The sequence below is a fragment of the Psychrobacter sp. CCUG 69069 genome (genome assembly GCF_021023115.1).
Taxonomy (GTDB): Bacteria; Pseudomonadota; Gammaproteobacteria; order Pseudomonadales; family Moraxellaceae; genus Psychrobacter; species Psychrobacter namhaensis.
Window position 1 is genome coordinate 20,860 of the sequence record NZ_QQAI01000013.1, and the last position, 22,838, is coordinate 43,697.

The window sequence follows — 22,838 nt, forward strand, 5'->3', positions numbered from 1 at the left end:
AAACAAACAACACAACAAGGAGTGTTTCATGCTGTATGCAAATCCCAATACGGAAGGTAGCCCTGTTCAGTTCCGCGAAAAATACGATAACTTTATTAATGGTGAGTGGACCGCTCCTATCGATGGAGAGTATTTTGATAACACAAGCCCCATCGATGGTAAAACTATTTGCCAAGTCGCCCGCTCAAAACCTGCCGATATTGAAAAAGCACTAGATGCCGCACATGCTGCCAAAGATGCTTGGGGTAAGACCAGTGTTACTGAACGTGCCAACTTGTTACTCAAAATTGCTGACAGCATGGAAGCCAACCTAGAAGCGATTGCGATTGCCGAATGTTACGAAAACGGCAAACCTGTTCGTGAGACACTCGCAGCCGACATCCCTCTAGCCATTGATCACTTCCGTTATTTTGCCAGCGCCATTCGCGCACAAGAAGGCGGTATCAGTCAGATTGACGAAGACACTGTGGCTTATCATTTTCATGAGCCACTTGGTGTCGTCGGTCAAATCATTCCTTGGAACTTTCCTATCCTAATGGCCGTTTGGAAGCTAGCACCTGCCCTTGCTGCTGGTAACTGTGTCGTTCTAAAGCCAGCCGAACAAACGCCAGTTTCTATTCTGTTCATGTTAGAGACCATCGGTATCGCTGACATTTTGCCAAAGGGCGTGCTAAACGTCGTCAATGGCTTTGGGGTCGAAGCGGGTAAACCACTTGCCTCAAACCCTCGTATCAATAAAGTTGCCTTCACTGGTGAGACTACCACTGGCCGCCTCATTATGCAGTACGCGAGCGAAAACATCATTCCAGTGACGTTAGAGCTTGGTGGCAAAAGCCCTAACATCTTCTTTGCCGATGTTATGGATGAGGACGATGACTTCTTGGACAAAGCGGTCGAAGGTCTAGTGATGTTTGCACTGAACCAAGGTGAAATCTGCACCTGTCCATCGCGGGCACTCGTTCATGAGAGCATCTATGATGAGTTCATCAAACGCTGTATCGCCCGCGTTGAAGCCATCAAGATGGGTAACCCATTAGATACCGACACCATGATTGGCGCGCAAGCCAGCTCAGATCAATTAGAGAAAATTCTATCTTATCTTGATATCGGTAAAAAAGAAGGCGCAAAAGTGCTCGTCGGCGGCGAACAAGCCAAGCACGATGGCGACTTGACAGACGGTTACTACGTCAAGCCAACGATCTTTGAGGGCACCAACGACATGCGCGTGTTCCAAGAAGAGATCTTTGGACCTGTCCTTGCCGTGACTACTTTTAAAGACGATGACGAAGCCATGCAGATTGCCAATGACACCTTGTATGGTTTAGGCGCTGGTGTATGGACCCGTAGTGTACACAAGGCATATCGCTTCGGACGTGGTATCCAAGCAGGCCGCGTGTGGACCAACTGCTACCACATCTATCCTTCGCATTCTGCATTTGGTGGCTACAAGCAATCGGGTATCGGCCGCGAAAACCATCTAATGATGCTTGATCATTATCAGCAAACCAAAAACATGCTGGTATCGTATAGTCCAAAAGCGATGGGGTTCTTTTAAACACTATTTGCTAAAGCACCTTACAAGGAAGCGTAAGGTGCAAACTCGATGCTTACTAAGCATCTACATGTAAAATAATTGGCAGTTTAAAAGACTAAGTCGAGCATTAGTGACTGCTAGTAATAAGGAGAAAGTAACATGGCTAATAAAATGAAAGCTGCGGTTCTGCATGAGTTCAACCAACCTCTGCAGATTGAAGAAGTTGATATCCCTACCCCAGGTCCTGGTCAAATTGTAGTAAAAATGCAGGCATCAGGTGTCTGTCATACCGACCTGCACGCTGTCGAAGGCGATTGGCCAGTCAAACCAAGCCCCCCGTTTATCCCTGGTCATGAAGGTGTCGGCCTGATCACTGCTGTGGGTGAAGGTGTTAAGCATGTTAAAGAAGGCGACCGTGTCGGTGTGCCTTGGCTCTACTCTGCCTGTGGTCACTGTACGCACTGTCTAGGTGGCTGGGAAACCCTGTGCCTAAGTCAAGAGAACTCTGGTTATTCAGTGAATGGTAGCTTTGCAGAATACGTATTGGCAGATGCTGACTATGTTGGCATTATTCCTGAGAGCGTTGACTCTGTTGAGATTGCACCAGTTCTATGTGCGGGTGTGACGGTATATAAAGGTCTGAAAATGACAGACACCAAACCAGGTGATTGGGTCGTCATTTCAGGTATCGGTGGACTTGGTCACATGGCGGTACAGTACGCCATTGCCATGGGACTGAACGTTGCTGCCGTCGATATTGACGATGAAAAGCTCGATTTTGCCAAAAAACTGGGGGCAAAAGTCACCGTCAATGCCAAAAACACCGATCCTGGTGAGTATCTGCAAGAAGAGATCGGCGGTGCTCATGGTGTGCTAGTGACAGCCGTCTCCTCTAAGGCCTTTGATCAAGCGCTGACCATGCTGCGCCGCGGTGGTACTTTGGTCTGTAATGGTCTACCAACAGGCGACTTCCCTGTTTCTATCTTTGATACGGTACTAAATGGTATTACCATTCGTGGCTCAATCGTTGGTACACGTCTAGACCTACAAGAGTCACTAGATATGGCAGCGGAAGGTAAAGTAAAAGCGACCGTTGCCGCTGAGCCACTTGAAAACATCAATGACATTCTTGATCGTATGCGTGATGGTAAGATTGAGGGTCGCATCGTCATTGATTACTCTATGTAGACATGTCAATTATTTGAGACATTTTTATTTTTTAGAAATTATCTCGATAATTACGACGTTTGGTCACAAATAACAGGTCGTATCGTTTTCAGCCACATGCTATTAATGATGTGAGTGATGATGATGCGGCCTTTTATATTCGCCCTCAGCTTATATTCGTAATCAGCATGACAGTAATTCCGTGATAATTTTGAAGATAAGGAGCATGACATGAAACTTGAAGCGACAGAATCCTGCAAAGCATTAATCGAATTACTCAAATCTAAACATGGCGAGCTGATGTTCCATCAATCAGGCGGCTGCTGCGATGGTAGCTCACCGATGTGTTATCCGCTGGGTGAGTTCAAAGTTGGTGGTCAAGACGTACTCGTCGGTGAGCTTGCTGGTTGTCCATTTTATATGGGTAAAGCCCAGTATAAACTCTGGCAACATACTGATTTAACTATCGATGTAGTCGATGGTCGTGGTGCGAGTTTTTCACTGGAAATACCTGAAGGCAAACGCTTTATTGTGCGCTCTGAAATATGCGCCATTGAAGATTGAATGAATGCCTAGCGTCAGTATTCTGTTAGGTCTATACTAATCAATGACCTATATACTGGAAAGCTAGCTCTCCAGTTTGATTGGCATGGAAGCTATAAGGAATATAAAAATGGAATTTGACGCAAAATTTGACTACGTCATCGTGGGCGGCGGTTCTGCAGGCTGCGTCCTTGCCAGCCGTCTGACAGAAAATCCCGATATCAGTGTGTGTTTATTAGAGTACGGCGGTGAAGGCAAAGACCTTGCGATTCGCGTACCGGCAGGTTTAATCCTTTTAGTACCAGGCAAACCGCTAAAATCAAACAATTGGTGCTTTCATACTACTCCGCAAACCCATCTTAATAATCGACGCGGCTTTCAACCGCGCGGTCAATGCTTGGGCGGCTCATCCGCCATTAATGCAATGATCTATACTCGCGGCAGCGCGCTTGATTATGAGCGCTGGGTTGAGCAAGGCTGTGAGGGTTGGGGCTTTGACGATGTGCTACCTTACTTTATTAAAGCTGAAAACAATGTCCACGGCGCGGATGAACTGCATGGCGATAGCGGCCCTTTGCACGTCAGTAATTTATTAAGCCCGCGTGAAATCTCAAAAGCATTTGTAGAAGCGGCTGTCGCTAATGGCTTGGAGCACAATCAAGACTTTAATGGTAAAAAACAAGACGGCGCAGGACTATATCAAGTCACCCATTTTCATGGTGAAAAACAAGGTCAACGCTGCTCTGCGGCCGCCGCCTATTTACACCCCGTACAAAAAAGTCGGCCAAATTTAACCGTTATCACCCACGCCCAAGCCAACCGTGTCATCTTTGAAGACAAACAAGCCGTTGGCGTCGCCTATGAAAAAGACGGCGTCGAGCATACAGTGATGGCACGTCAGGAAATTATTTTGTCAGGTGGCACTTTTGGTTCGCCGAAAGTTTTGATGCTATCTGGTATTGGTCCTGCCGAGCACTTGCAGGCGCACGGTATCGATGTATTGGTCGATGCGCCCGAGGTTGGCGGTAATCTACAAGACCATTTAGACGTGGTATTTGATTACGAGGTCAATACTACCGATGTGATCGGTATTGGTATGGCAACGCTCTCAACCTTGTCTAAAAGCATTCGCCAATGGAGAAAAGATGGCACAGGGCTACTATCTACCAACTACGCCGAAGCTGGTGCGTTCTTTAGCGTTGGTGACGCCCCAAAAGAGTGGCCAAATACCCAGCTGCATTTTGTCATATCTCGCGTGATTGAACACGGTCGTGACCTTAGACGCGGTTTTGCTGTTTCTTGTCACGCCTGCTACTTGCGCCCTGAAAGCCGCGGTACGGTTAGGCTTGCGTCAGCTGACCCCTCAGAGTGCGTATTGATTGATCCCAACTTCCTCTCCCATCCTAAAGACGTAGAATACATGGTGGCTGGTGCAGAGCGTACCCGAGCGATCATGCAAGAAGCCCCAATCGCAAAATACATCACCGAAGACTACCCTGCTCCGTATATTGAAAAAGATGGCATGCTTGGTTATATTCGTAATAGATCAGATACCATCTATCACCCTGTTGGTACTTGTCGCATGGGCTCAGATGATCGCTCGGTCGTAGATCTGGAGTTAAAAGTGCGCGGTGTAAGCGGACTGCGTGTCATCGATGCCTCAGTCATGCCAACCTTAATCAGCGGCAATACCAATGCACCTACTATAATGATCGCCGAAAAAATGGCTGACTTCATTAAAGCAAAACATCATCACGCTGAGCAAATCGCATCATAGAAAAAATAAGTAAAATATTTTACGGCAAGCGCTTTTATCTCATAACTTTTCTATTGAAAATAGCACTTACATTCAAAAATACAGATATTAAAACGGGACATTTTCTATCAAATTAAATATATTGATACCTTGCGTTACAACTGCGTAAGGTAGTATATTTAAACCGCTTATTTATATCGATATTTATCGCAGCCCACAATTTGAGTTAAAAACACCTGACTTATTTTCGTTTTGCATAGGTGCTGTATAGAATTGAGGAAGCATTGAAAAAAATAAGCAACGCCTTACTCTACTGTTTACCACAACAAAGAAATAAGGCATCACTTATGACTCGCACCAAGCTCAACGATGAACTTTGGCACAAGCTATTTATTATATTGCGACAAATTAACGTATATAACAAGCCCAATCTAAGACGTACCGTTGAAGGCATGCTGTACCGCATAAGAGTAGGCTGTCCATGGCGAGACTTACCTTCTTATTTCGGTCATTGGTCTCGCATATATCATCAATACCGTTATTGGCGTAAAACCGGTAAATGGCAAAAGCTCATGAAAATAATCACAGCAAACTATGATAGTGAATGGTTATTTATAGACGGTAGCGTGGTCAAAGCTCATCAGCATAGTTCAGGTGCAGCCAGTCATCTTGATGAGGCCATTGGTAAAAGTGTTGCAGGTAATAGCAGCAAACTGCACTTAGTGGTCGATGCTTGTGGTAACCCTATACATATTGAGCTGACAGGTGGGCAAGTGCATGACGCTAAGATGGCAAAGACGTTGATAGATAGCACGATTAATAACCAGACTAAAGCGGTGATTGCAGACAGGGGCTACGATAGTAGTGATATTAGAGAGTGTATCTTCAAGCACTGTGCTGAGTCAGTCATACCCGTTAAGTCGAACTCTAAAAACAGCAACAATGACACACTAGACTGGTATTTGTATCGTTGCCGTCACTTGGTAGAAAACGCTTTTGCTAGGTTGAAACATTTTAGGGGCATGGCCACGCGATATCATAAGCTCAAAGATAGCTATGCAGCAGCGATAATGCTTGCTTGTGTCTTTATCTGGTTGCCACTCATTTGAATTCTATACACGCCCTAATATCACCTAATTAATATTCACCACACCGCGACACTTAGGAAATTGACTGCAACCAAAAAAGGGCTGACCTTGCTGCTGACCTTTTTTAGCAACGCGCTTGACCATCTCACTATTAGACTTCGGGCAAGCGGGAGTATTATCAGAAATGATTGACGCTTCAAATTGCTCGATAATAGAAGGCTCCTTAGTAGCAGCTTTCTCTATCTTCGGCTCTGATTCCAAAACCTCAAATGGGGTAATAAAGACAGAATCATCATTAATCAGTTGAGAGATAGGCAGAACATTGCTAGAAGGGACAAACGGAGCGTCGCTCGCTTCAACTTCCGTTTGCCCAGACCATCGCAGTACTTCTCTGCTTTGAAGAATGGTCTTTTTAGGAGGTTGTTTTACTATTAATTCAGACGCAGGCTGATTCGCTGATATAGTAACTGACTTAGCATTTGGTTTATCACTAGCTTGCTTGTTTGACGGATTATGCTTCTCTTTTAAATAGGCTTTATGCGCTCTGTTAGTACGCCAAGACTTGCTAAATCGATTGTTTTCAATTTGCTCAACAATGGCTTTGACTTCTTCATCGGTAAGCATTTTATCTTGTTTTTTCTTAATATAAGATGCCATGCCGCTCGTCAATACATGCTCAGGTAGTTCATCGCGAGTTTTAAGCTCACACTCGCCGATAAAGGCAATCATCGAATGGAAATAACTCATCTCCAGTTCTAATAAATCAGACAGCGTTTTTATATGCAAATAATTTTGCCGCAATGGATTTTGAAATTTATACTTGCGACCCATAATGACTTGCGTCCACTGTCTTTGCTTCTCATTACCAAAAATCCAGCCTTTATAGTTTTTGGTTTCGATGACAAAGATGCCATACCTAGAGACGATAACATGGTCAATTTGGGTACTACCACCATCTGCTAATGGCAGAGTGATATTGTTTAGGCGATGATAAATATCTTTATCAAGTTTTAGCCACATAGCTACATTGATGACGATCTCGCCGACGATACCTTTAAAGCTGGACATCAAAGACATGGTTTTCTACTATTTGACTTCCTCCCCTCCCTAAAGTGAGGGGATTCCTACTACTAGACGCTCAAGCCCGAGCGCGAGAATGTTTTTTGCCGCATTAATATCACTATCACTATCTAAACATCAATTCTTTTAATAACATTTAAATCATTAAATTAAAAGCTTTCATCTTTGTAGACATGTCTACAAAGATGAAGTTATATAGCTTGTAATTTGTAGATTATATTTTAGTTATAAACTACAACAACTTTTGGAAGGCAGGAGAAAATTCTTTTACATGAGTGTCATGATTGTAGAAAGGCAAACCCCAAACCGTGAAGCCCTTATTTTCCCACAGCTTATCTATTTTGTGCCTAGATTGAAGTTCCAACAAGAAATTTTGCTTCCAAATATCATTAGCGATGAGGTGTCCGCCCTTAGGTTCAATAAACACCTGATAGTGCAGCTCATAATCCGCATCTTTTTTCGTAAGAAGTAATACAAAATCCGGTTCAAAAGCCCTTCCATCTTCAAAAGAATAAAGCTTAAAGTGCTTTTCATTCCTCAGTAAGAACACATCATCATATTTTTGCTGTAGCTCAGTCATCATACTGTCTACGAAGCGAACTAAATATTTTTCTTCAGATGTGCCATAGTTTTCATTGAACGCGAACCAGTTATGAGTAGACAGATCTAGGTATAAATCAGGGTTTCTAGTGTCTTTTTGACCAACTCCAAATTCTTGATTCGTCTGCCCCTCATTCACAATATTGAGAATTTTGTCTTTCTCATAAAGATGATTTATGGTTTTCGGTATAAATTCTTCTGAGCCCTTATAATCTATACGGTTTTCGTTGAGTTTTTCAGCAATATCAGCTAAAACCTTTTTAGTAGCATTCAGTTTTTCTACTTGGCATAGGTTCTCCAAATCAGCCTTATTGCCGCTGATAATAACCTTGATATCACCTAAATATTTTGGAGACTCTATAAATTCATTGATAGATTTCAGGTTGGGAAACAGCTTTTTTAACTCATTGAACTTGTACGCAGGAATTGAAGCTAGTGCTTTCCTTACGAGATGAATCCCAAAATTTAAGATATGGAACGTTCTGTTATCAGTGCTCAAGTTTTTAGTCTTTGATTCCTCAAATACGGTTAACTCACTTGAACGCCCTGTTCTCAAGGTATATGAGTGTTTTGTGTTGATGATTGAGTCATCAAGCCCTATAACTTCTGATCGATCATAAGCCAAGCGTTTATTGACGTATATGAAACCAGTTTTAAAAAGACGCGTTTGTTTAAAGCTATCCTTTAATTTTAAAGGTAACTCTAAAGTGGTTTTTGCTTTGATGCCCAGCTCTTGCAATGCTTGATTAAGCTCTTGGATATATTTAGGATTGTGTGCTGAGTGATAATAGAGTTCTTCACAAATTTTTAGCTCATGAGCGTCTATCGTGTCATCCAATATATCGTACTTTCTTTGATATAGAGGCTGTTCATCCTCCACCTGAAAAGGACAGTAGCGAGCCCCACGACCAATAAGCTGTGCTTCTTGAAGGGTTGTCTTACCTACCTTATTACTTCTTGAGTCGCGCGTATCATATAGACGTACGATATCAAATAGATTAAGGACGTCCCAGCCTTCATTCAGCTTATCGACTGCAAAAACTGCACGAATCTCATTATCCGCATCCTCTAAAGAGTTTAATAATATTTGCTGGCTTTCTAGGTTTTCCTTACTGTTAACCTCGATGGTTTTTTCAATAGAGAAGTCTTCTTTAAGCTCTAGTGCTAAGTCTTCCAGACGAATATCGTTAGTATCAAAAAACTCAAATGCCTTGCGAATGATATTGTTGCCAACTGCTAAGTTCTCGACTTTTTCCAAATCGTCTTTGCTGATACTACTCATTGCCTCAACGAAAGCCTTATGAAAAGCTTTGCTTTCAGCGATTGTTTTGGACTTAAAAAGGACTACTGGTTTGATCAAAATCTTATTTTTTTCAAAAATCTTTCGTCTATACTGACTTAGAATTATAGCTTGTATTGCTCTATCCATAGGCTCGCTATCAGCTTGTAGAACTTTCACTTCTTTAGAGTATAGATCTTGTCTAAACTGCTTTAGAGGGTAATCAAAAAGTACGATATCTTGATATTTTTCTTGAATAGCTGGTTCGGTAAGATCAGCAGTAGCGGTGAACTCCAGCATCACATTCTCTGAATGGGCATTAAAAATGTCCCGAACTGTATTTTCCCAGCTTACTACAGAAAAAAGCTCTTCATTGCTTTTCTTGCTTTTGGTTTCAGCATTGATGTGATGTGCTTCATCTGCAATTAAAACCACCTTGTGATCTTCAAAATCTTCCATCGAGAGAGCATTTTCTTTAGGGTTCAGCATCACAGTGTGAAGCCCTTGGATAGTGGTAAACACTATATTGATATCGTCAGAATTGTTTGAGGCAAAATTATCAACCTCCCTAATCCTAACTTGCTCACCATCTATGTTAATGGTGTCGCTAAAAAGGTACTTAGAAGACGCTTTGTTTAGAAAGTTCTCCTTTGTCTTTTTGATGATATTGGTACTATTTACGAAGAATAGGAAGTTCCGGTAGCCTCGCTTATAGAGGGTTAAGATTTCTCCTGCCATGATCAGAGTTTTACCTGAACCAGTGGCCATATGGAATAGCACGTTTATGGGCTGGTTTTTCGGCTTGTTTGGATAACTATCGAGATAAAACTCAAAGCGCCCAAATGCCTCTTTTTGATAAGGTCTAAGCTCAAAACTAGGATTGATATTGTCAGTTATATAACTTGGCATTAGGCTAGAGAAAGCCTGATCACCCATCATTTTTTTGTGATTACTAAATATCTCGTGAAGCATCATCATATTATTCACACACCGTAGAACTGTTTATTATATTTTTTATCCAGCTCTGAAATACCATTTGCTTCATCGTCAATTTCAGAGTAGTTCACATATAATTGATTCTTATCAATCACTTCAATCAGAAAGCGTTTTTGGTCTTCAAGAGTAAGCTCATTGAATGACTGTATGTTTTTATCAAACGCTTTAGGATCGACTTTATAGGAAAGATTCGAGCTTTCTTTGAGGTCATTCCAGATAGCAGCAAGCTCTTCTGAATTTTTTGCTTGCTCGATACGATCAGAGTATTTCGAGGCAAGTTCAGCCAGCTCACAGTACACAAAAGAGCCGCCACCCTGCCAATTGACTTCTTTAGATATACCATTTTGCTCACCATCAATAACCCTCTTGAGCCTTGGGACAGTAGTGTCTTTTATGTAGATCATTTGTTCTACACCAATATATTGACGATTCATTTTATGTGCGACAGCTTGTGTTGTTCCGCTACCCATAAAGAAATCCATAACAATATCGCCAGCATCGGATGAGCTTTCGATAATGCGTTTCAAGAGTTTTTCAGGTTTCTGTGTGCTATATCCAACTCGTTCTGAAGACTGAGAGTTAATTACATTAATATCATCCCATACATCTTGAACAGCTTTACCCTGCATTTCGTGCATATACTGCTTCATTCTAGGCGTACCATTTTTTGTATAGTAAATCCTGTTTTCACTCTCTAGTTTTTCCATCGTCGTTACTGGACAGCGCCAGTAACCTTCTTTTCCGTTCCAAGAGTATTCATACCCGCCACCTTTTAAACCTTTCGCAGAAAGATCTCTATCTAGAAAATAGCCTCTATCATCCTTTTGTCTATAACGTTTTTTATACTCATCATCATATTCAGTAAATGTCTTATTGAATTTAAAAGCCTCATTCCTACTGTAAAACAATATGGTGTCGTGATTTGTACCATAAGCATTAGCATCACCTCTAGACGATGTTCTCTTCCAAATAATTTGAGCTTGAAAAAAATCACGACCAAACACTTCATCAAGTAGAACTTTCGCATAATGTATTTCGTTGTAGTCTAACTGAACATATATAGACCCATCGCTCGTAAGTAAATCTTTTGCAATTAATAAGCGATTTTTCATAAAAGTAAGCCATGTTGAATGACTAAATGAGTCGTTATAGCAAAAACTATCATTCTCAGTATTGTAAGGCGGATCAATGTAAATCAGCTGAACCTCTCCTCTGTACCTAGGAAGAAGTGATCTAAGCGCTAAAAGATTATTACCTTTAATTACTATATTATCAGCATTCCCTAGAATAAATTCCTTATGAGCTCCTTCAACATCATACTTTATAAAATTTGTCAGAGCTTTAGGAGCAAGTAATGTATCAACTTGCTCTGGAGCTAGTGTTTCGTTCCAGAAAACCTCAGCCCTTTTTTGATCATCTTTTGTCTGACCACCTTCTAATAAACAATCTTTATAAGGCCACGTCAAGACTACATCATTACTATCGTCCAAATATTTCTCGTTTACTGACAATCCAGTTTTGTTCTTAAACCGTGTAAAGCTGTCTGGTAAAAAGGACTTATTATTCACAAATCGCTGAAAGGCGATCTTATCGAAAATAAGAACACCATCTACGTCCGTGAAAAAATGGCTCTTAATTTTAGGGTTGGATAGAAGTAACTTAAGAAGTGTGGAGTCTAAGCTTAAACCCAACTCTACTACTTTGTTTTTAGCTAATTTTCCATTGATAACAAGACGTTCGTCAGTAGATAATAATTCTGTAAGCTGTTCTAATAAGTTCATTGATAAGCCATATGTAAATAGGATAGGTTAAGAAATATGATTTTTAGCGTTTAGAGTTACTGTAGCTATACATCAATTTATGAAGATAGGTCATGGAGTCTACTATACACAATTTCGAGCTGTTTCTTTAATTCAATATTCTCACGTTCTAATTCTTTAACTTTTGTTTTTAATGTAGTGATTAACGAATTTTTTGATGCGTCACTTGCCTTAGTTGCGTTGTTCACAGTCACAGACTTTTGATTTGATGTCTTATCTCGTAATCTTTTAATTCGCTCACAAACAGCAGTCTCTTTATATAACCATGCTTTAGATACACCAGCTTCTTCGGATACGGTGTTGAAATTAATGGTATCTTTTTTCTTTAGTAACCGTTTGATTGCCTCGTCAGTATTTTTTATAGCTACCTCTTTCTTCTTTACTGCATTAGATCTTAAGCCAGAAGTATTTCTTTTATGGGACATGTATATTTACCTCTAACGGCTCAATGATATTAACAAGGGATATTTTAATTTTTTCGTTCATTTCAAGCTGCCTCGTCCAACCTTTAGAAGCACATGTGGCTATAATATCTTCTGTACGTTCCAGCTGCTCTTTATGTTGTAGTAAATACCTATGGTCAGTCCTAAAATTCGAGCAGGTGAGGCAGGCATTTGCATGGGGGCAACTGCCTTGCACGACTGGCAACGAGCATAAGCCATTGGGTAATGCTTGCACTGCAATGTTCTTTTTAAGCCACTGAGTATCAATAGAGTCAAATTCGCAGCCTTCAACTAGACTTTCTGTCACATCCTCAATATCATAAATAGAACCTCTAATATCAACCATTTTTCCGTTAAACTTAGCATATTCTTCTTTAAGAGTTTTATCCATAATATGAGCATAAGTACTAGTCATTGCTGGTGATTCATGACCTAAGTACCTCTGAACGATATGTTGTGGTACGCCGTTATTAATCATTCGTGTTGCGGTAGTATGTCTAAACATATGAAACGAAAAATGATAAACAGATCCATTTTCATTAATGATATTGCGTTCTTGTGCCAGAGCATTGAGATTTTTAATTAAAGTCCCTTTAGACCATGCTTTACCAGCTCTTAAATAAGGTTTCTTATTCTCTTGTAGCTTTGGTGTTGGGAATAGTATCTCTGTAGGCTCAAAGAACTCTAAAACGACTTCTTTCTGTTGTTCTTTAATAACTTCTGCAATCTCTTTAGTAATTGGAACAATATGTTCTTTCTTCATTTTGTATTGATAGTACTTTATGAAGTAATCGCCTTGAGAGTCAGGGTAGATGCAGTCATAAGCCAGCCCACAGCACTCACTAATCCTCATACCTACTTCTTGGAGAACTAGGAATAGACGCATTATGTGTGGATGTAAACCATCAATATTTGTATTCAGTTGACTCATAATGTATTCAGGAATGAATTTTGGCAGAGATTTACTTTTTCTAGGATAGTCTGAATCTCTAATTAAGCGAGTAGATCCAAATTCAATAATGGCACTATCTTCACACCATTCTATATATTGTCTAAGAGATGCAAGTCTTCTTAGTATACTTGACTCCTTTAATCCACTTTTAGACCAATCGTAAAGAACATTCTCCATGAATAATCTATTGATGTCTTTTGGCTCACAGTTTGAGTTTATATCGAAAACTGTCGCACCAAACATGCGGATTGCATGAAGGTTTGAAACCAAAGTAGCGCTTGATTTTGTTGCATGACAAGCTTTAGTAAATGCTTTAGCTGAATTTGTTAGCCAATCGAATGGCAAGCCGCTGAAATTGAGCTTTATAGCATCAGTTCCACCTTTTAGCTGGACTTCGCCATCATCAAAAAACCACACATCATCACTTCCGAGTCTCTTTCTCGAAGTACATTTATTAGCGACATCCTTATGATGCCGACTAATTGTTGATTCATGAACACCAGACTCTAACATCAGTTTTCTTATGCTTATATAGCCGCCAGGAGGGACAGGTTTGGTGTTTTTAGTCTTGCCAGTCCTAAGCCTATCAAGTGCATTTAAAAGAGCTGTACGCTCATTAGAGCGAAACATATCTGTCTGTTCACGAATTGCATTTAAAATCGTATTATGCACGTCTGGATAGCTCTTACGAATTACAACATCGAAAGACTTATTTAACTTTGCCTCACGACAGACACCATTAACAGTAATTTTTTGCCCTGACTCAACTAATCTCTGGAGAGCTGATACTAATTTTGCATTAGTATCTTTATTACCTAGAGCTTTATTTTCTACTTGCTCTTTTGTAATCTTTTTAAGTACATCGGGTAGTGATTGATAAATATATAAATCTTCAACTTTTGCTTCTTTTGCAACCGATGTAACATTTAATTTAGCTGATTTTGAAACGATGTGAGGATTTTTATTCATAATACGTTCAATAGCATCAAAGCACCGCTTTCTTGAACTAATATCATGAACATTAATTCGATCGCTATTGCCCTTTATTTTTATAGCCTTAACATAACTCATTACATCACGAAAATCACGATATAGAACTGTAGAGGAAATACCTGCTTCTTTGGCGATATTTTTGAATACTAGTTTCGATTTAGGCTGAACTCTTATAGGGGCACCTGCAATGATACGGTCAATAGCCTCGATTGCTAACTTGTGGGCATTCGTAATTGGTTCATGTTTTTTAGCTTCTAGCAGCGCTGTATCGTCCATTCTTACGATTGCAAGTGCATTGTTCATTGTTTGTCCCTTTGAAAACTTTGGAATGCTTGCTTGAGGTCTTGTTCATTCAAATGAGCATAAGTATTAATTGTTGTATGTATATCTTTATGGCCAAGTCGCTTTTGAACATACGATGCATCCCAACCGCTTCTAAGTAACTCTGTAGCATGAGTATGTCTGAAAATATGAGGAGAAAATGGAAAACCTTGCTTTTCAGCCATACGCCGGAATTTAGTATAAACAGTACTGTACGCTAAAGGTTTGCCAATATTTCTACCCCAAATATTAACGAATACATAGTCAGAATCAATGTCATCAAAGTCATGTACTACGTAATCCGTATATAGCTGTATTAACTCAGAGCTAATATCAATATTTCTCTGCTCATCACTTTTAGCTCTAGCTTTGTTTTCATTTCCACTTCTTGGGATGACTTGAATCACTTTATCCCAGCTACGGATGTCTTCGTGCCTCAAGCCAAGAGCTTCACCAATACGCATCCCAGTTTCATACAGTAAGCAGATGAGAAATTTATCTCTTCTGTTCCCACTAGCGGCAACAATTGTTTTAATCTGCTCAGTCGTCAGAGTTTTGGGATTTCTCTTGGGTTCTTTAATTTTGAGAATATTGCGCTTATTGGCTTCTTGTTTACTAATGTGATGTAGAAAAGACTTATAGCTCTTACCTCTAAAACTATCTGTCTTATATATCTGTAGTGGCTTGGTTTGGTCTAGTCTTGAGTGGTAATCATAGAAAGAGCTGACAGCAGTTACAATAGTATTTATTGTCTTCTCTGAGCGCAATGAAGTAGTTTTAGAGAATGGAATAACGTTGCCAGTATGACCAATCTTCAACCAGTTAATGAACTGTGACATTTCGACCAGTCCAATATCATCCCACTCCAATTGAGAATTGTCTAAGAATAACCAGAACTCTTTGAGATGATAGGCGTATGCTCTAATCGTGTTTGGCGACTTGCCAGTAGAGTGTAAGTATTTTAGGTAAAGACTTATTTGCTCAATGGGAAAATAATCAGATCCAATAACTATCCAAAAGTCCTGACTTTGATTATTTATCTTTATCTTCTTTACCTGCATTAACCCACTCTCTTACTTCAAATAACTGTAATAGATATGAATTCTACAATGTATGTATTTACATGTAAAGGATTCTTTGTTTACTATATAGATTATATATATCATGTAGTAGATAACGGTCATGCTTTTGCTGGCAACTCGGACAATCCCATGATCTCACCTGTAATGGTAGCTCAGCCTTAGTCAGTAAGTGACCACAGCCTGAGCAGGTCTTAGACGATGGATACCATCGGTCTATTTTGACAAGCGTTTTGCCGTACCATTCAGCCTTGTAGTTCAGCATGGTGGTGAAGGTTGACCATGAGCTGTCTGATATGGCTTTAGATAACTTTTTATTCTTAACCATGCCTTTGACGTTTAAGTCCTCAATCGCAATCACATCGTGGTTTTTGATGAGATTGAATGAGAGTTTGTGTAGAAAGTCTTTTCGGATATTGGTTATTTTTTCATATACCTTAGCGACTTTAACTTTTTGCTTTTGATAGTTGCGGCTGTCAGACAATTTGCGCTGATTCGCTTTGGCCACTGCTCTACGCTTGGCCAGTATTTTCTGTTCTCGCGCAAGCTTGTCTTGCAGCTGCGATAAAAAGGTAGGATTAGCGACTTTGCTGCCATCTGATAGGACGATAAAGTCGGTCAGTCCTAAGTCAATGCCGATGTTAGAGTGGGTTTTTGGCAGTGTTGTAGCGATGGTTTCAACCAATAGACTGACATAGTACTTGCCTGATGCAGTCTTGGATACTGTCGCTGACTTGATTAAGCCATTTACCTTACTTGGGAATTTGGCTTTAATATGACCAATTTTAGGCAGTTTGACGCTATTACTGGTGATGGATACCGTACCTTTTTGGTTGTTGGTGGTGTAGCTGTCACGCTGACCTTTTTTCTTGAACTTAGGAAAGCCTAAACCTTTGAAGAATTTACTATAAGCGGCTCTTAGGTTTTGTTGGACGTTTGCCAGTGCCAAGCTATCGACGTCTTTAAGCCATTCAAATTCTTTTTTATACTGAGCTGGGGTATTTTTAAGGTCAACCTTATGCTCGTTGTAATGATCAATCTTGTCACTAAGCATCCTATTCCAGATAAAGCGTGTGCAGCCGAATGATTTGGCAAAGAATATTTGCTGTTCTTCATTAGGGTAGAGCCTGACTTTATAGGCTTTTAGGATTTGCTTGGTCATAAGGAGCTTGTTGTTAATTGGCGTTATAATTATTAATTATAATACCATAGGGAGTAAGGGTAGTTATCAATAACGCATTCATCCCACTACTTTAGAAGTAGGGGATTTCTGCGCTGAAATGTTAAAAAAGTAGTCGTTAAACCTAAGGCAACCATTAACTTCTTACTATTTTCTTCAGTAACAACCGCATGGCTATGATCATGATGTTCTGACATAAAATATTTTCCTTATTCTATTTATGATGAGCAGAGATATTGGATAACAGCCAATATCTCTGCTGTAAATCGACTAATCTATTGGATTAAGAAACTTTTTTTTCATTTATCCAACGATAAAGCACGGGTAACAGCACCAAAGTTAGTAATGTTGAAGAGATAATCCCGCCAATCACTACGGTTGCCAGTGGCCGTTGAACCTCAGCCCCTGTTCCGGTTGCCAGCGCCATTGGTACAAAACCCAGTGAAGCCACACAAGCTGTCATCAACACTGGTCTTAAGCGCAAAATAGCCCCTTGCCACACGGCTTTATGCACTGGATATTTGTCCCTTAATTCCTTAATAAAGGTCAGCATTACCAGTCCATTGAGGACTGCAACACCAGATAAGGCAATAAAGCCAATTCCAGCTGACATCGATAATGGAATATCCCTTAGCCAAAGGAACAGCACACCACCGGTCAAGGCAAAGGGTATCCCGGTAAAGACCAATAGACTTTCTTTGACATTGTGAAAGACCGCCATCAGTAAAATAAAGATAGTGATTAAAGCCAGTGGAATCACGATTTGCATCCGTGCTTTGGCTGAAGCCAAATTTTCAAACTGACCGCCATATTCTATCCAATAACCACTTGGCAAAGTGTATGCTTTGAGCTGTGTCTGTATATCAGAAACAAAAGACCCTAAATCACGCCCTTCAACATTCGTTGTAACCACAACTCGGCGTTTACCATTTTCTCGACTGACTTGGTTGATTCCTTCAATGGTCGAGACTTGCGCGACATCCGACAATAAAATACTGCCACCATTTGGAAGCTGAATAGGTAACTGGGAAACAGATGCGACACTACGGTCTTGCTCTCCAAGACGGATAACAAAATCAAAACGACGATCGCCTTCTAAAATCTCTCCCACGCTTTGTCCACCAATACTGGTTGCCACAAGGTCTTGAATTGAACGCACACTCAAACCATATTGTGCAGCCAAAGTTTTATTTACCTCGACATTCAGTAATGGCAAACCTGAGGTCTGCTCAACTTTCACGGCACTGCTACCCGATATTTGCTGAATGATTTTGGAGATTTTAGTCGCCTCAGTATTGAGGACATTCATATCATCACCGAAGATTTTCACACCAACATCACTACGCACACCTGAGATCAATTCATTAAATCGGAGTTCAATCGGTTGTGAAAATTCACTATTATTGCCTGGAATCGTGGCTAAATACGTCACCATACGGCCACGTAATTCATCTAAACTTTCTTTAGGATTTGGCCATTCTGAACGAGGCTTTAACATGATATAGCCATCTGAAATATTGGGTGGCATGACATCTGTTGCAACCTCGGCTGTACCCGTTCTGGCAAATACTGCCTTAATTTCAGGGAAACTCTTTAAAAGAAGTTTTTCAGTATTCTCCTGAATACGTAAAGACTCTTCTAAGCCTGTACTTGGTGAACGTAACTGTTGTATCGCAAAGTCTCCTTCACTGAGCTGTGGTGCAAATTCACTGCCGAGTTTGGTACTGATAAATCCCGTAATCACTAATAAACACAGTGCAAAAGTCAGCACAACTGCTTTGTATTGATACGAAATATCAAGAGTTTGCTGATATTTAGCTTTTAGCCATAACATCCAACGACTTTCTTTTTCTTGAATATCGCCTTTGACCCACAATGCCACAGCAGCAGGCACAAAGGTGATCGATAAAATAATGGCTGCAACAAGGGCGAGTACCACTGCCAATGCCATCGGATGGAACATTTTTGCTTCCACACCACTTAAAGCAAAAATCGGCAAATACACCACCAAAATAATAAGCTGACCAAAAATAAGAGGACGACGTGCTTGGCGGGCAGCCAGAAAAACTTCCTTAAAGCGTTCACTTTGTGTGAGAGGTCGTTTTAACAGTTGCTGTGTATGGGCTAAACGCCGGATACAGTTTTCGACAATCACCACAGCACCATCGACAATGATGCCGAAATCGAGTGCACCTAAACTCATCAGATTGGCACTGATATTTTGCTGTGCCATCCCGGTTAAGGTAAACAGCATAGAGAGTGGAATGACACAGGCAGTAATCAAGGCAGCACGGATATTCCCTAAAAACAGGAACAGAATGATGATGACCAGGATTGCTCCCTCTACCAAGTTTTTCTGAACGGTTTTAATCGCCTTCTCAACCAAGATAGTACGGTCGTACACCGTTTCAATCACTACCCCTTTAGGCAAACTATTCTGAATATCTTGAAGCTTGGCATCCACAGCTTTAGAAACAGTCTGGCTATTTCCACCCATCGCCATCATGACAATCCCTAAAACGGTTTCTTTGCCGTTATAGGTTGCCCCACCGGTTCTTAAATCATGCCCAATAGAGACTTGCGCAATATCACCAACCCGAATTGGGCTGCCATTTGGGCTACCCAGCATGGTGTTCTCAATATCAGAAAGCCCATTGAATGCACCCGGTACACGTACCGTCAGTTGCTGACCATTGTCTTCAATATAACCTGCACCTCGGTTCTCATTATTTTGCGCTAAAGCCTGTTGCAGTTGTTCTAATGAGATATTCAGTTGCTGCATCCGGTTTAAATCGGGAGAGACCACATAGGTTTTTTCAAAACCACCAATACTGTTGACCTCTGCAACTCCCTTAACACGTTGCAGTTGAGGACGCACAATCCAGTCCTGAATCTCACGCAAATCCATCGGCGTGTATGCAGTTCCATCCGGCTTTTTCGCATTCGGATCTGCCTTCAGTACCCATTGATAAATCTCACCGAGACCCGTAGAAACGGGGGACATCGTCGGTGCGATTTGTGCAGGCAACTCAGATTGCGCCTCCTGTATCCGTTGGTTAATCTGCTGACGGGCCCAATAAATATCAGTCCCATCTTTAAAGATAATGGTGACTTGAGAGAGTCCATAACGGGATATGGAACGGGTAAGCTCCAGATCCGGAATGCCAGCCATGGCATTTTCAATGGGATAGGTAATCAGCTGTTCGACTTCAAGCGCAGTAAAACCCTTGGCTTGAGTATTAATCTGGACTTGGGTATTGGTAATATCGGGTACAGCATCAATCGGGAGTTTCTGATAGCTATACACCCCGACCGCAATCCAGGTACAGGCAAAGAGCAACACCCAAATCGCATTTTGTATGGAAAACTGAATGATTCGTTCGAATAAACCTTCTGGTTTTGGTAGATCAGAATTAATGTCCATGGCCTGCCTCGTCTTTTTCTAATTCAGATTTCAACAAGAAACTGCCTTGAGCGATATACTTCTGCCCTTCAGTCAGCCCAGAAATCACTTCAAGCCATTGTCCATCACTTGAAGCCTGCCCCAATTGCACTTTCTGTGCTTTTAAGTGGACTTGACCTTTTTGTTCTGAATCTACGATGAAAATACTGTCTTCACCTTCAATACTTTGCAGCGCAGACTTTTGAATCCGAAGGGCTGATTTTGCTGTAGCTTCCGGAATCAACACTCTCACTAACACATTAGAACGCAACTCAGTAGCTTGCGCATCGAGTTTTGCGCGCACCACCAGACGCCCTGTTTGTACATCTGCCTGAGAGGTTAAGCTTTGTACAGTAGCTTTATAGCTTTGATCTGAATCATTCACTTTAAAGTCAATTTTTTGCCCGGCTTGCAGTTGACCTGAGAATTGATTCGGCAAATTAAACTCAAGCCATAAATCTTTCAGCTGTTCAATGACAAAGAGCTGATTAGCCAGTTGCACATTTTCACCGACCACAATATCTTTTTGACTGATCACCCCAGAGATCGGTGCTTTAATCAGAAAACGCCCATTGTTATTGCCACTTGCACCTAATGCATTTAAACGTGCTTGTGAGGACTGGACAGTAATCTGCGCTTGACGGTAGGCATTTTCGGCACGCTGGTAATCCTGTTTGGCAGAAACCCCCTGTGACCAGAGTTGCTGTTCGCGCTGGTAATCTTTACGGGCCAAATCCAGATTCACCTGTGCCATACGCAGATTTGCCTGTTGGTCGATCAGTTCAGGCACGGTTAGTACAGCCAGCGTTTGTCCTTTTTGCACGCTCTGTCCTAAAGCCACATTGATCTGCTCGACATAACCACTAAAATTAGGCGATATATGCGCTTGTTGATCGGTATTCACCACCAATTTACCTGGCAGGGTTGTCAGCTTTTCAACCAATCCTGTGGATGCAACAGCAACTTTTAAACCTTGTTCAACCATTTGTTGGCTGGTCAGTTGTATTTCGCCTTCTTCAGCATGTCCTTCTTCAGAACTATCTTCATCAGAATATTCGGCATTTCCCTCATCATAACCACGCCCCTCAGATTCAGTTTTTTTTGAACTTAACCAAATAGCCAGACTGACCAAGACCGTAATCAGAATCAAAATTGCAATCATGAGAGACTGGGATATTTTTCCGTTTTGCTTGGCGTTCATTTTATCGTGCTCCCCCATTGATTAAATTTTGCGATGCTTCGACTGCCTTTTTATTCAGTTGTGTATAGGCATCCGAACGGCTAATTTCTTCATAACTTGTGCCAATACTGAGTGCCTCAGCTGCTAGGGCAGTTTGCCAAGCTTGACGTAGAGTTTGTAATTGACCCAATCGAAGATTCTGCAGTTGGGTGGTTGCTTGCTGAACGTCGGTAATGGACAGTTTCCCTGCCTGAAACCCTAGTAAAGTACGGCTCTGAACTTTGGTCGCCAAAGTAACTTGTGCTGTTGTGGCATCGAACTGGCTACGTAAACCTTTGAGCTGATGCATGCTGTTGGCAATATCGAGTATTTGTTGCTTCAGCTCACGCTGCTGCTGTTGGTTCAGCAATATTTGCTGTTGCTGGACCATCGGGATCGCATATTGCTGGCGATTGAAAATATTCAGTGGAATAGCCACGCCGATTGCTAAAGTCGTATCGTTGCTTTCATTAGGGGTTTTGCTACGTTTCATGCCTACATTTAAAGTCGGATTGGGACGTGCCTGAATTCTTAAATTTTCAATTTGATGATCCGATTGCTGAATGTTCAAGGCATAGAATTTTTCTAGCCACCCTTCAGCAATATACCGTTGCACAGTTTGGAGACTTTGCTCTGGCCAAGGGATAGCGGTTTTATTCAATTGAAGATGTGAAGATGTTTCTCCCCCCCACAAATTAGACAGCTGACGACCGGCAGCTTGTTTATTCAGCATCGCTTGCTGATAAAGTCGTTGGATTTCTAGCGCTTCAATTTGGGCACGCTCAAAATCAACCAGGGCAATACTGCCTGCCTGATAGCGTTTCTGGGCACTGTCCAGATTGACTTTACTTGTTTTTAACTGTACTGAATAAGCAGACTGCTCAACCTCAGCAAGTGCAAATTGCGACCATGCAAATTTAACAATCAGTTGGCTTTGTGCCTTCCATAATTGCTGTTGCAATTGGATTTGTTGATTCGAGGTATTGGCAATCACCCGGTTCAGCTTACGCTGACCAAATAGATCTAGAGGTTGACTAACGCCAACATTGAATTCCTGTTCTTGACCTGAGCCAAAGCCAGACTGTTCTAAACTTATACTTGGATTCTGCCATAACCGACTTTGCTGAATATTCAATTCAGATATTTGCTGAACTTGTTGCCACGGCTTGTCTTGAGTCTGGTAACTTTGTACTTTTGCTAAAGCGGATTCAAAGCTGGTAACGTTTTCAGCATAGCTATATTGCATAGCCGCTGCACATATACAAGCAACCAAGCTATGACGCAAGAGTATAATTGATTGTGAAGACATGATTTTTCCCACTTATTTAAATAATAAAAGTGGTGGG

Annotated in this window: 15 protein-coding genes and 2 pseudogenes; 5 read left to right on the forward strand and 12 right to left on the reverse strand. The window is 41.1% G+C overall.

The window, feature by feature from the left end:
* The first annotated feature begins 28 nt into the window (after window positions 1-28).
* The 5 genes from exaC (at window position 29) to DVY93_RS09285 (ending at window position 6,109) form a co-directional block, all read left to right on the forward strand.
* Window positions 29-1,555 carry an acetaldehyde dehydrogenase ExaC gene (gene exaC, locus DVY93_RS09265; protein ID WP_230710479.1) on the forward strand — a complete coding sequence of 509 codons (1,527 nt, stop codon included), beginning with the start codon at window positions 29-31 and terminating at the stop codon, window positions 1,553-1,555.
* A 138-nt stretch (window positions 1,556-1,693) separates the two neighbouring features.
* On the forward strand, window positions 1,694-2,722 hold the full coding sequence (adhP, locus tag DVY93_RS09270; RefSeq protein ID WP_230710481.1) for an alcohol dehydrogenase AdhP: 1,029 nt from the start codon (window positions 1,694-1,696) through the stop codon (window positions 2,720-2,722).
* A 210-nt stretch (window positions 2,723-2,932) separates the two neighbouring features.
* The gene (locus tag DVY93_RS09275; RefSeq protein ID WP_191689779.1) at window positions 2,933-3,265 is read left to right on the forward strand and encodes a DUF779 domain-containing protein; all 333 of its coding nucleotides are present in this window, start codon (window positions 2,933-2,935) and stop codon (window positions 3,263-3,265) included.
* 109 nt (window positions 3,266-3,374) lie between these two features.
* Window positions 3,375-5,021 carry a GMC family oxidoreductase gene (locus tag DVY93_RS09280; protein ID WP_230710483.1) on the forward strand — a complete coding sequence of 549 codons (1,647 nt, stop codon included), beginning with the start codon at window positions 3,375-3,377 and terminating at the stop codon, window positions 5,019-5,021.
* Between the two features lie 326 nt (window positions 5,022-5,347).
* Window positions 5,348-6,109 (forward strand): IS5 family transposase, encoded by a 762-nt coding sequence (locus DVY93_RS09285; protein WP_230710485.1) that lies wholly within the window; start codon window positions 5,348-5,350, stop codon window positions 6,107-6,109.
* Between the two features lie 24 nt (window positions 6,110-6,133).
* Here DVY93_RS09285 and DVY93_RS09290 read toward each other — a convergent pair whose 3' ends face one another.
* The 12 genes and pseudogenes from DVY93_RS09290 to DVY93_RS09340 form a co-directional block, all read right to left on the reverse strand.
* A complete protein-coding gene (locus tag DVY93_RS09290; protein ID WP_201620130.1) occupies window positions 6,134-7,165 on the reverse strand; it encodes an NERD domain-containing protein in 1,032 nt (343 codons plus the stop codon).
* A 30-nt stretch (window positions 7,166-7,195) separates the two neighbouring features.
* Window positions 7,196-7,273, reverse strand: a pseudogene (locus tag DVY93_RS12470) (RNA-guided endonuclease TnpB family protein); the annotation flags it as partial.
* A gap of 127 nt (window positions 7,274-7,400) precedes the next feature.
* Window positions 7,401-10,025 carry a DEAD/DEAH box helicase family protein gene (locus DVY93_RS09295; protein WP_230710487.1) on the reverse strand — a complete coding sequence of 875 codons (2,625 nt, stop codon included), beginning with the start codon at window positions 10,023-10,025 and terminating at the stop codon, window positions 7,401-7,403.
* 5 nt (window positions 10,026-10,030) lie between these two features.
* Entirely contained in the window at window positions 10,031-11,824 is a 1,794-nt protein-coding gene (locus DVY93_RS09300) for a DNA methyltransferase (protein ID WP_230710489.1), read from the reverse strand.
* A gap of 77 nt (window positions 11,825-11,901) precedes the next feature.
* A complete protein-coding gene (locus tag DVY93_RS09305) occupies window positions 11,902-12,288 on the reverse strand; it encodes a DUF6262 family protein (RefSeq protein WP_230710491.1) in 387 nt (128 codons plus the stop codon).
* Complete coding sequence (locus DVY93_RS09310; protein ID WP_230710493.1) at window positions 12,278-14,554, reverse strand: tyrosine-type recombinase/integrase; 2,277 nt, start codon at window positions 14,552-14,554, stop codon at window positions 12,278-12,280. The genes DVY93_RS09305 and DVY93_RS09310 overlap by 11 nt, the downstream gene beginning before the upstream one ends.
* A complete protein-coding gene (locus DVY93_RS09315) occupies window positions 14,551-15,633 on the reverse strand; it encodes a tyrosine-type recombinase/integrase (protein WP_230710495.1) in 1,083 nt (360 codons plus the stop codon). Before DVY93_RS09315 ends, DVY93_RS09310 begins: the two co-directional genes overlap by 4 nt.
* 58 nt (window positions 15,634-15,691) lie before the next feature.
* Window positions 15,692-16,813, reverse strand: coding sequence for an IS200/IS605 family element RNA-guided endonuclease TnpB (gene tnpB, locus DVY93_RS09320; protein WP_230710497.1), 1,122 nt, complete (start codon window positions 16,811-16,813; stop codon window positions 15,692-15,694).
* 122 nt (window positions 16,814-16,935) lie between these two features.
* A pseudogene (locus DVY93_RS09325) lies at window positions 16,936-17,028 on the reverse strand (cation diffusion facilitator family transporter); the annotation flags it as partial.
* 86 nt (window positions 17,029-17,114) lie between these two features.
* Complete coding sequence (locus DVY93_RS09330; protein ID WP_230710498.1) at window positions 17,115-20,255, reverse strand: efflux RND transporter permease subunit; 3,141 nt, start codon at window positions 20,253-20,255, stop codon at window positions 17,115-17,117.
* Window positions 20,245-21,474, reverse strand: coding sequence for an efflux RND transporter periplasmic adaptor subunit (locus DVY93_RS09335; protein WP_068034974.1), 1,230 nt, complete (start codon window positions 21,472-21,474; stop codon window positions 20,245-20,247). Before DVY93_RS09335 ends, DVY93_RS09330 begins: the two co-directional genes overlap by 11 nt.
* 1 nt (window position 21,475) lies before the next feature.
* Window positions 21,476-22,801, reverse strand: a complete 1,326-nt coding sequence (locus DVY93_RS09340) for a TolC family protein (RefSeq protein WP_068034973.1) — start codon at window positions 22,799-22,801, stop codon at window positions 21,476-21,478.
* Window positions 22,802-22,838: the final 37 nt, after the last annotated feature.

What these genes read in the sequence shown, in the direction of transcription:
- DVY93_RS09295 (WP_230710487.1), bottom strand. Translation starts at nt 10,025, where the DNA reads ATGATGATGCTTCACGAGATATTTAGTAATCACAAAAAAATGATGGGT.
- DVY93_RS09300 (WP_230710489.1), bottom strand. Translation starts at nt 11,824, where the DNA reads ATGAACTTATTAGAACAGCTTACAGAATTATTATCTACTGACGAACGT.
- DVY93_RS09290 (WP_201620130.1), bottom strand. Translation starts at nt 7,165, where the DNA reads ATGTCTTTGATGTCCAGCTTTAAAGGTATCGTCGGCGAGATCGTCATC.
- DVY93_RS09280 (WP_230710483.1), top strand. Translation starts at nt 3,375, where the DNA reads ATGGAATTTGACGCAAAATTTGACTACGTCATCGTGGGCGGCGGTTCT.
- DVY93_RS09315 (WP_230710495.1), bottom strand. Translation starts at nt 15,633, where the DNA reads ATGCAGGTAAAGAAGATAAAGATAAATAATCAAAGTCAGGACTTTTGG.
- exaC (WP_230710479.1), top strand. Translation starts at nt 29, where the DNA reads ATGCTGTATGCAAATCCCAATACGGAAGGTAGCCCTGTTCAGTTCCGC.
- adhP (WP_230710481.1), top strand. Translation starts at nt 1,694, where the DNA reads ATGGCTAATAAAATGAAAGCTGCGGTTCTGCATGAGTTCAACCAACCT.
- DVY93_RS09340 (WP_068034973.1), bottom strand. Translation starts at nt 22,801, where the DNA reads ATGTCTTCACAATCAATTATACTCTTGCGTCATAGCTTGGTTGCTTGT.
- DVY93_RS09275 (WP_191689779.1), top strand. Translation starts at nt 2,933, where the DNA reads ATGAAACTTGAAGCGACAGAATCCTGCAAAGCATTAATCGAATTACTC.
- DVY93_RS09330 (WP_230710498.1), bottom strand. Translation starts at nt 20,255, where the DNA reads ATGGACATTAATTCTGATCTACCAAAACCAGAAGGTTTATTCGAACGA.
- DVY93_RS09310 (WP_230710493.1), bottom strand. Translation starts at nt 14,554, where the DNA reads ATGAACAATGCACTTGCAATCGTAAGAATGGACGATACAGCGCTGCTA.
- DVY93_RS09285 (WP_230710485.1), top strand. Translation starts at nt 5,348, where the DNA reads ATGACTCGCACCAAGCTCAACGATGAACTTTGGCACAAGCTATTTATT.
- tnpB (WP_230710497.1), bottom strand. Translation starts at nt 16,813, where the DNA reads ATGACCAAGCAAATCCTAAAAGCCTATAAAGTCAGGCTCTACCCTAAT.
- DVY93_RS09305 (WP_230710491.1), bottom strand. Translation starts at nt 12,288, where the DNA reads ATGTCCCATAAAAGAAATACTTCTGGCTTAAGATCTAATGCAGTAAAG.
- DVY93_RS09335 (WP_068034974.1), bottom strand. Translation starts at nt 21,474, where the DNA reads ATGAACGCCAAGCAAAACGGAAAAATATCCCAGTCTCTCATGATTGCA.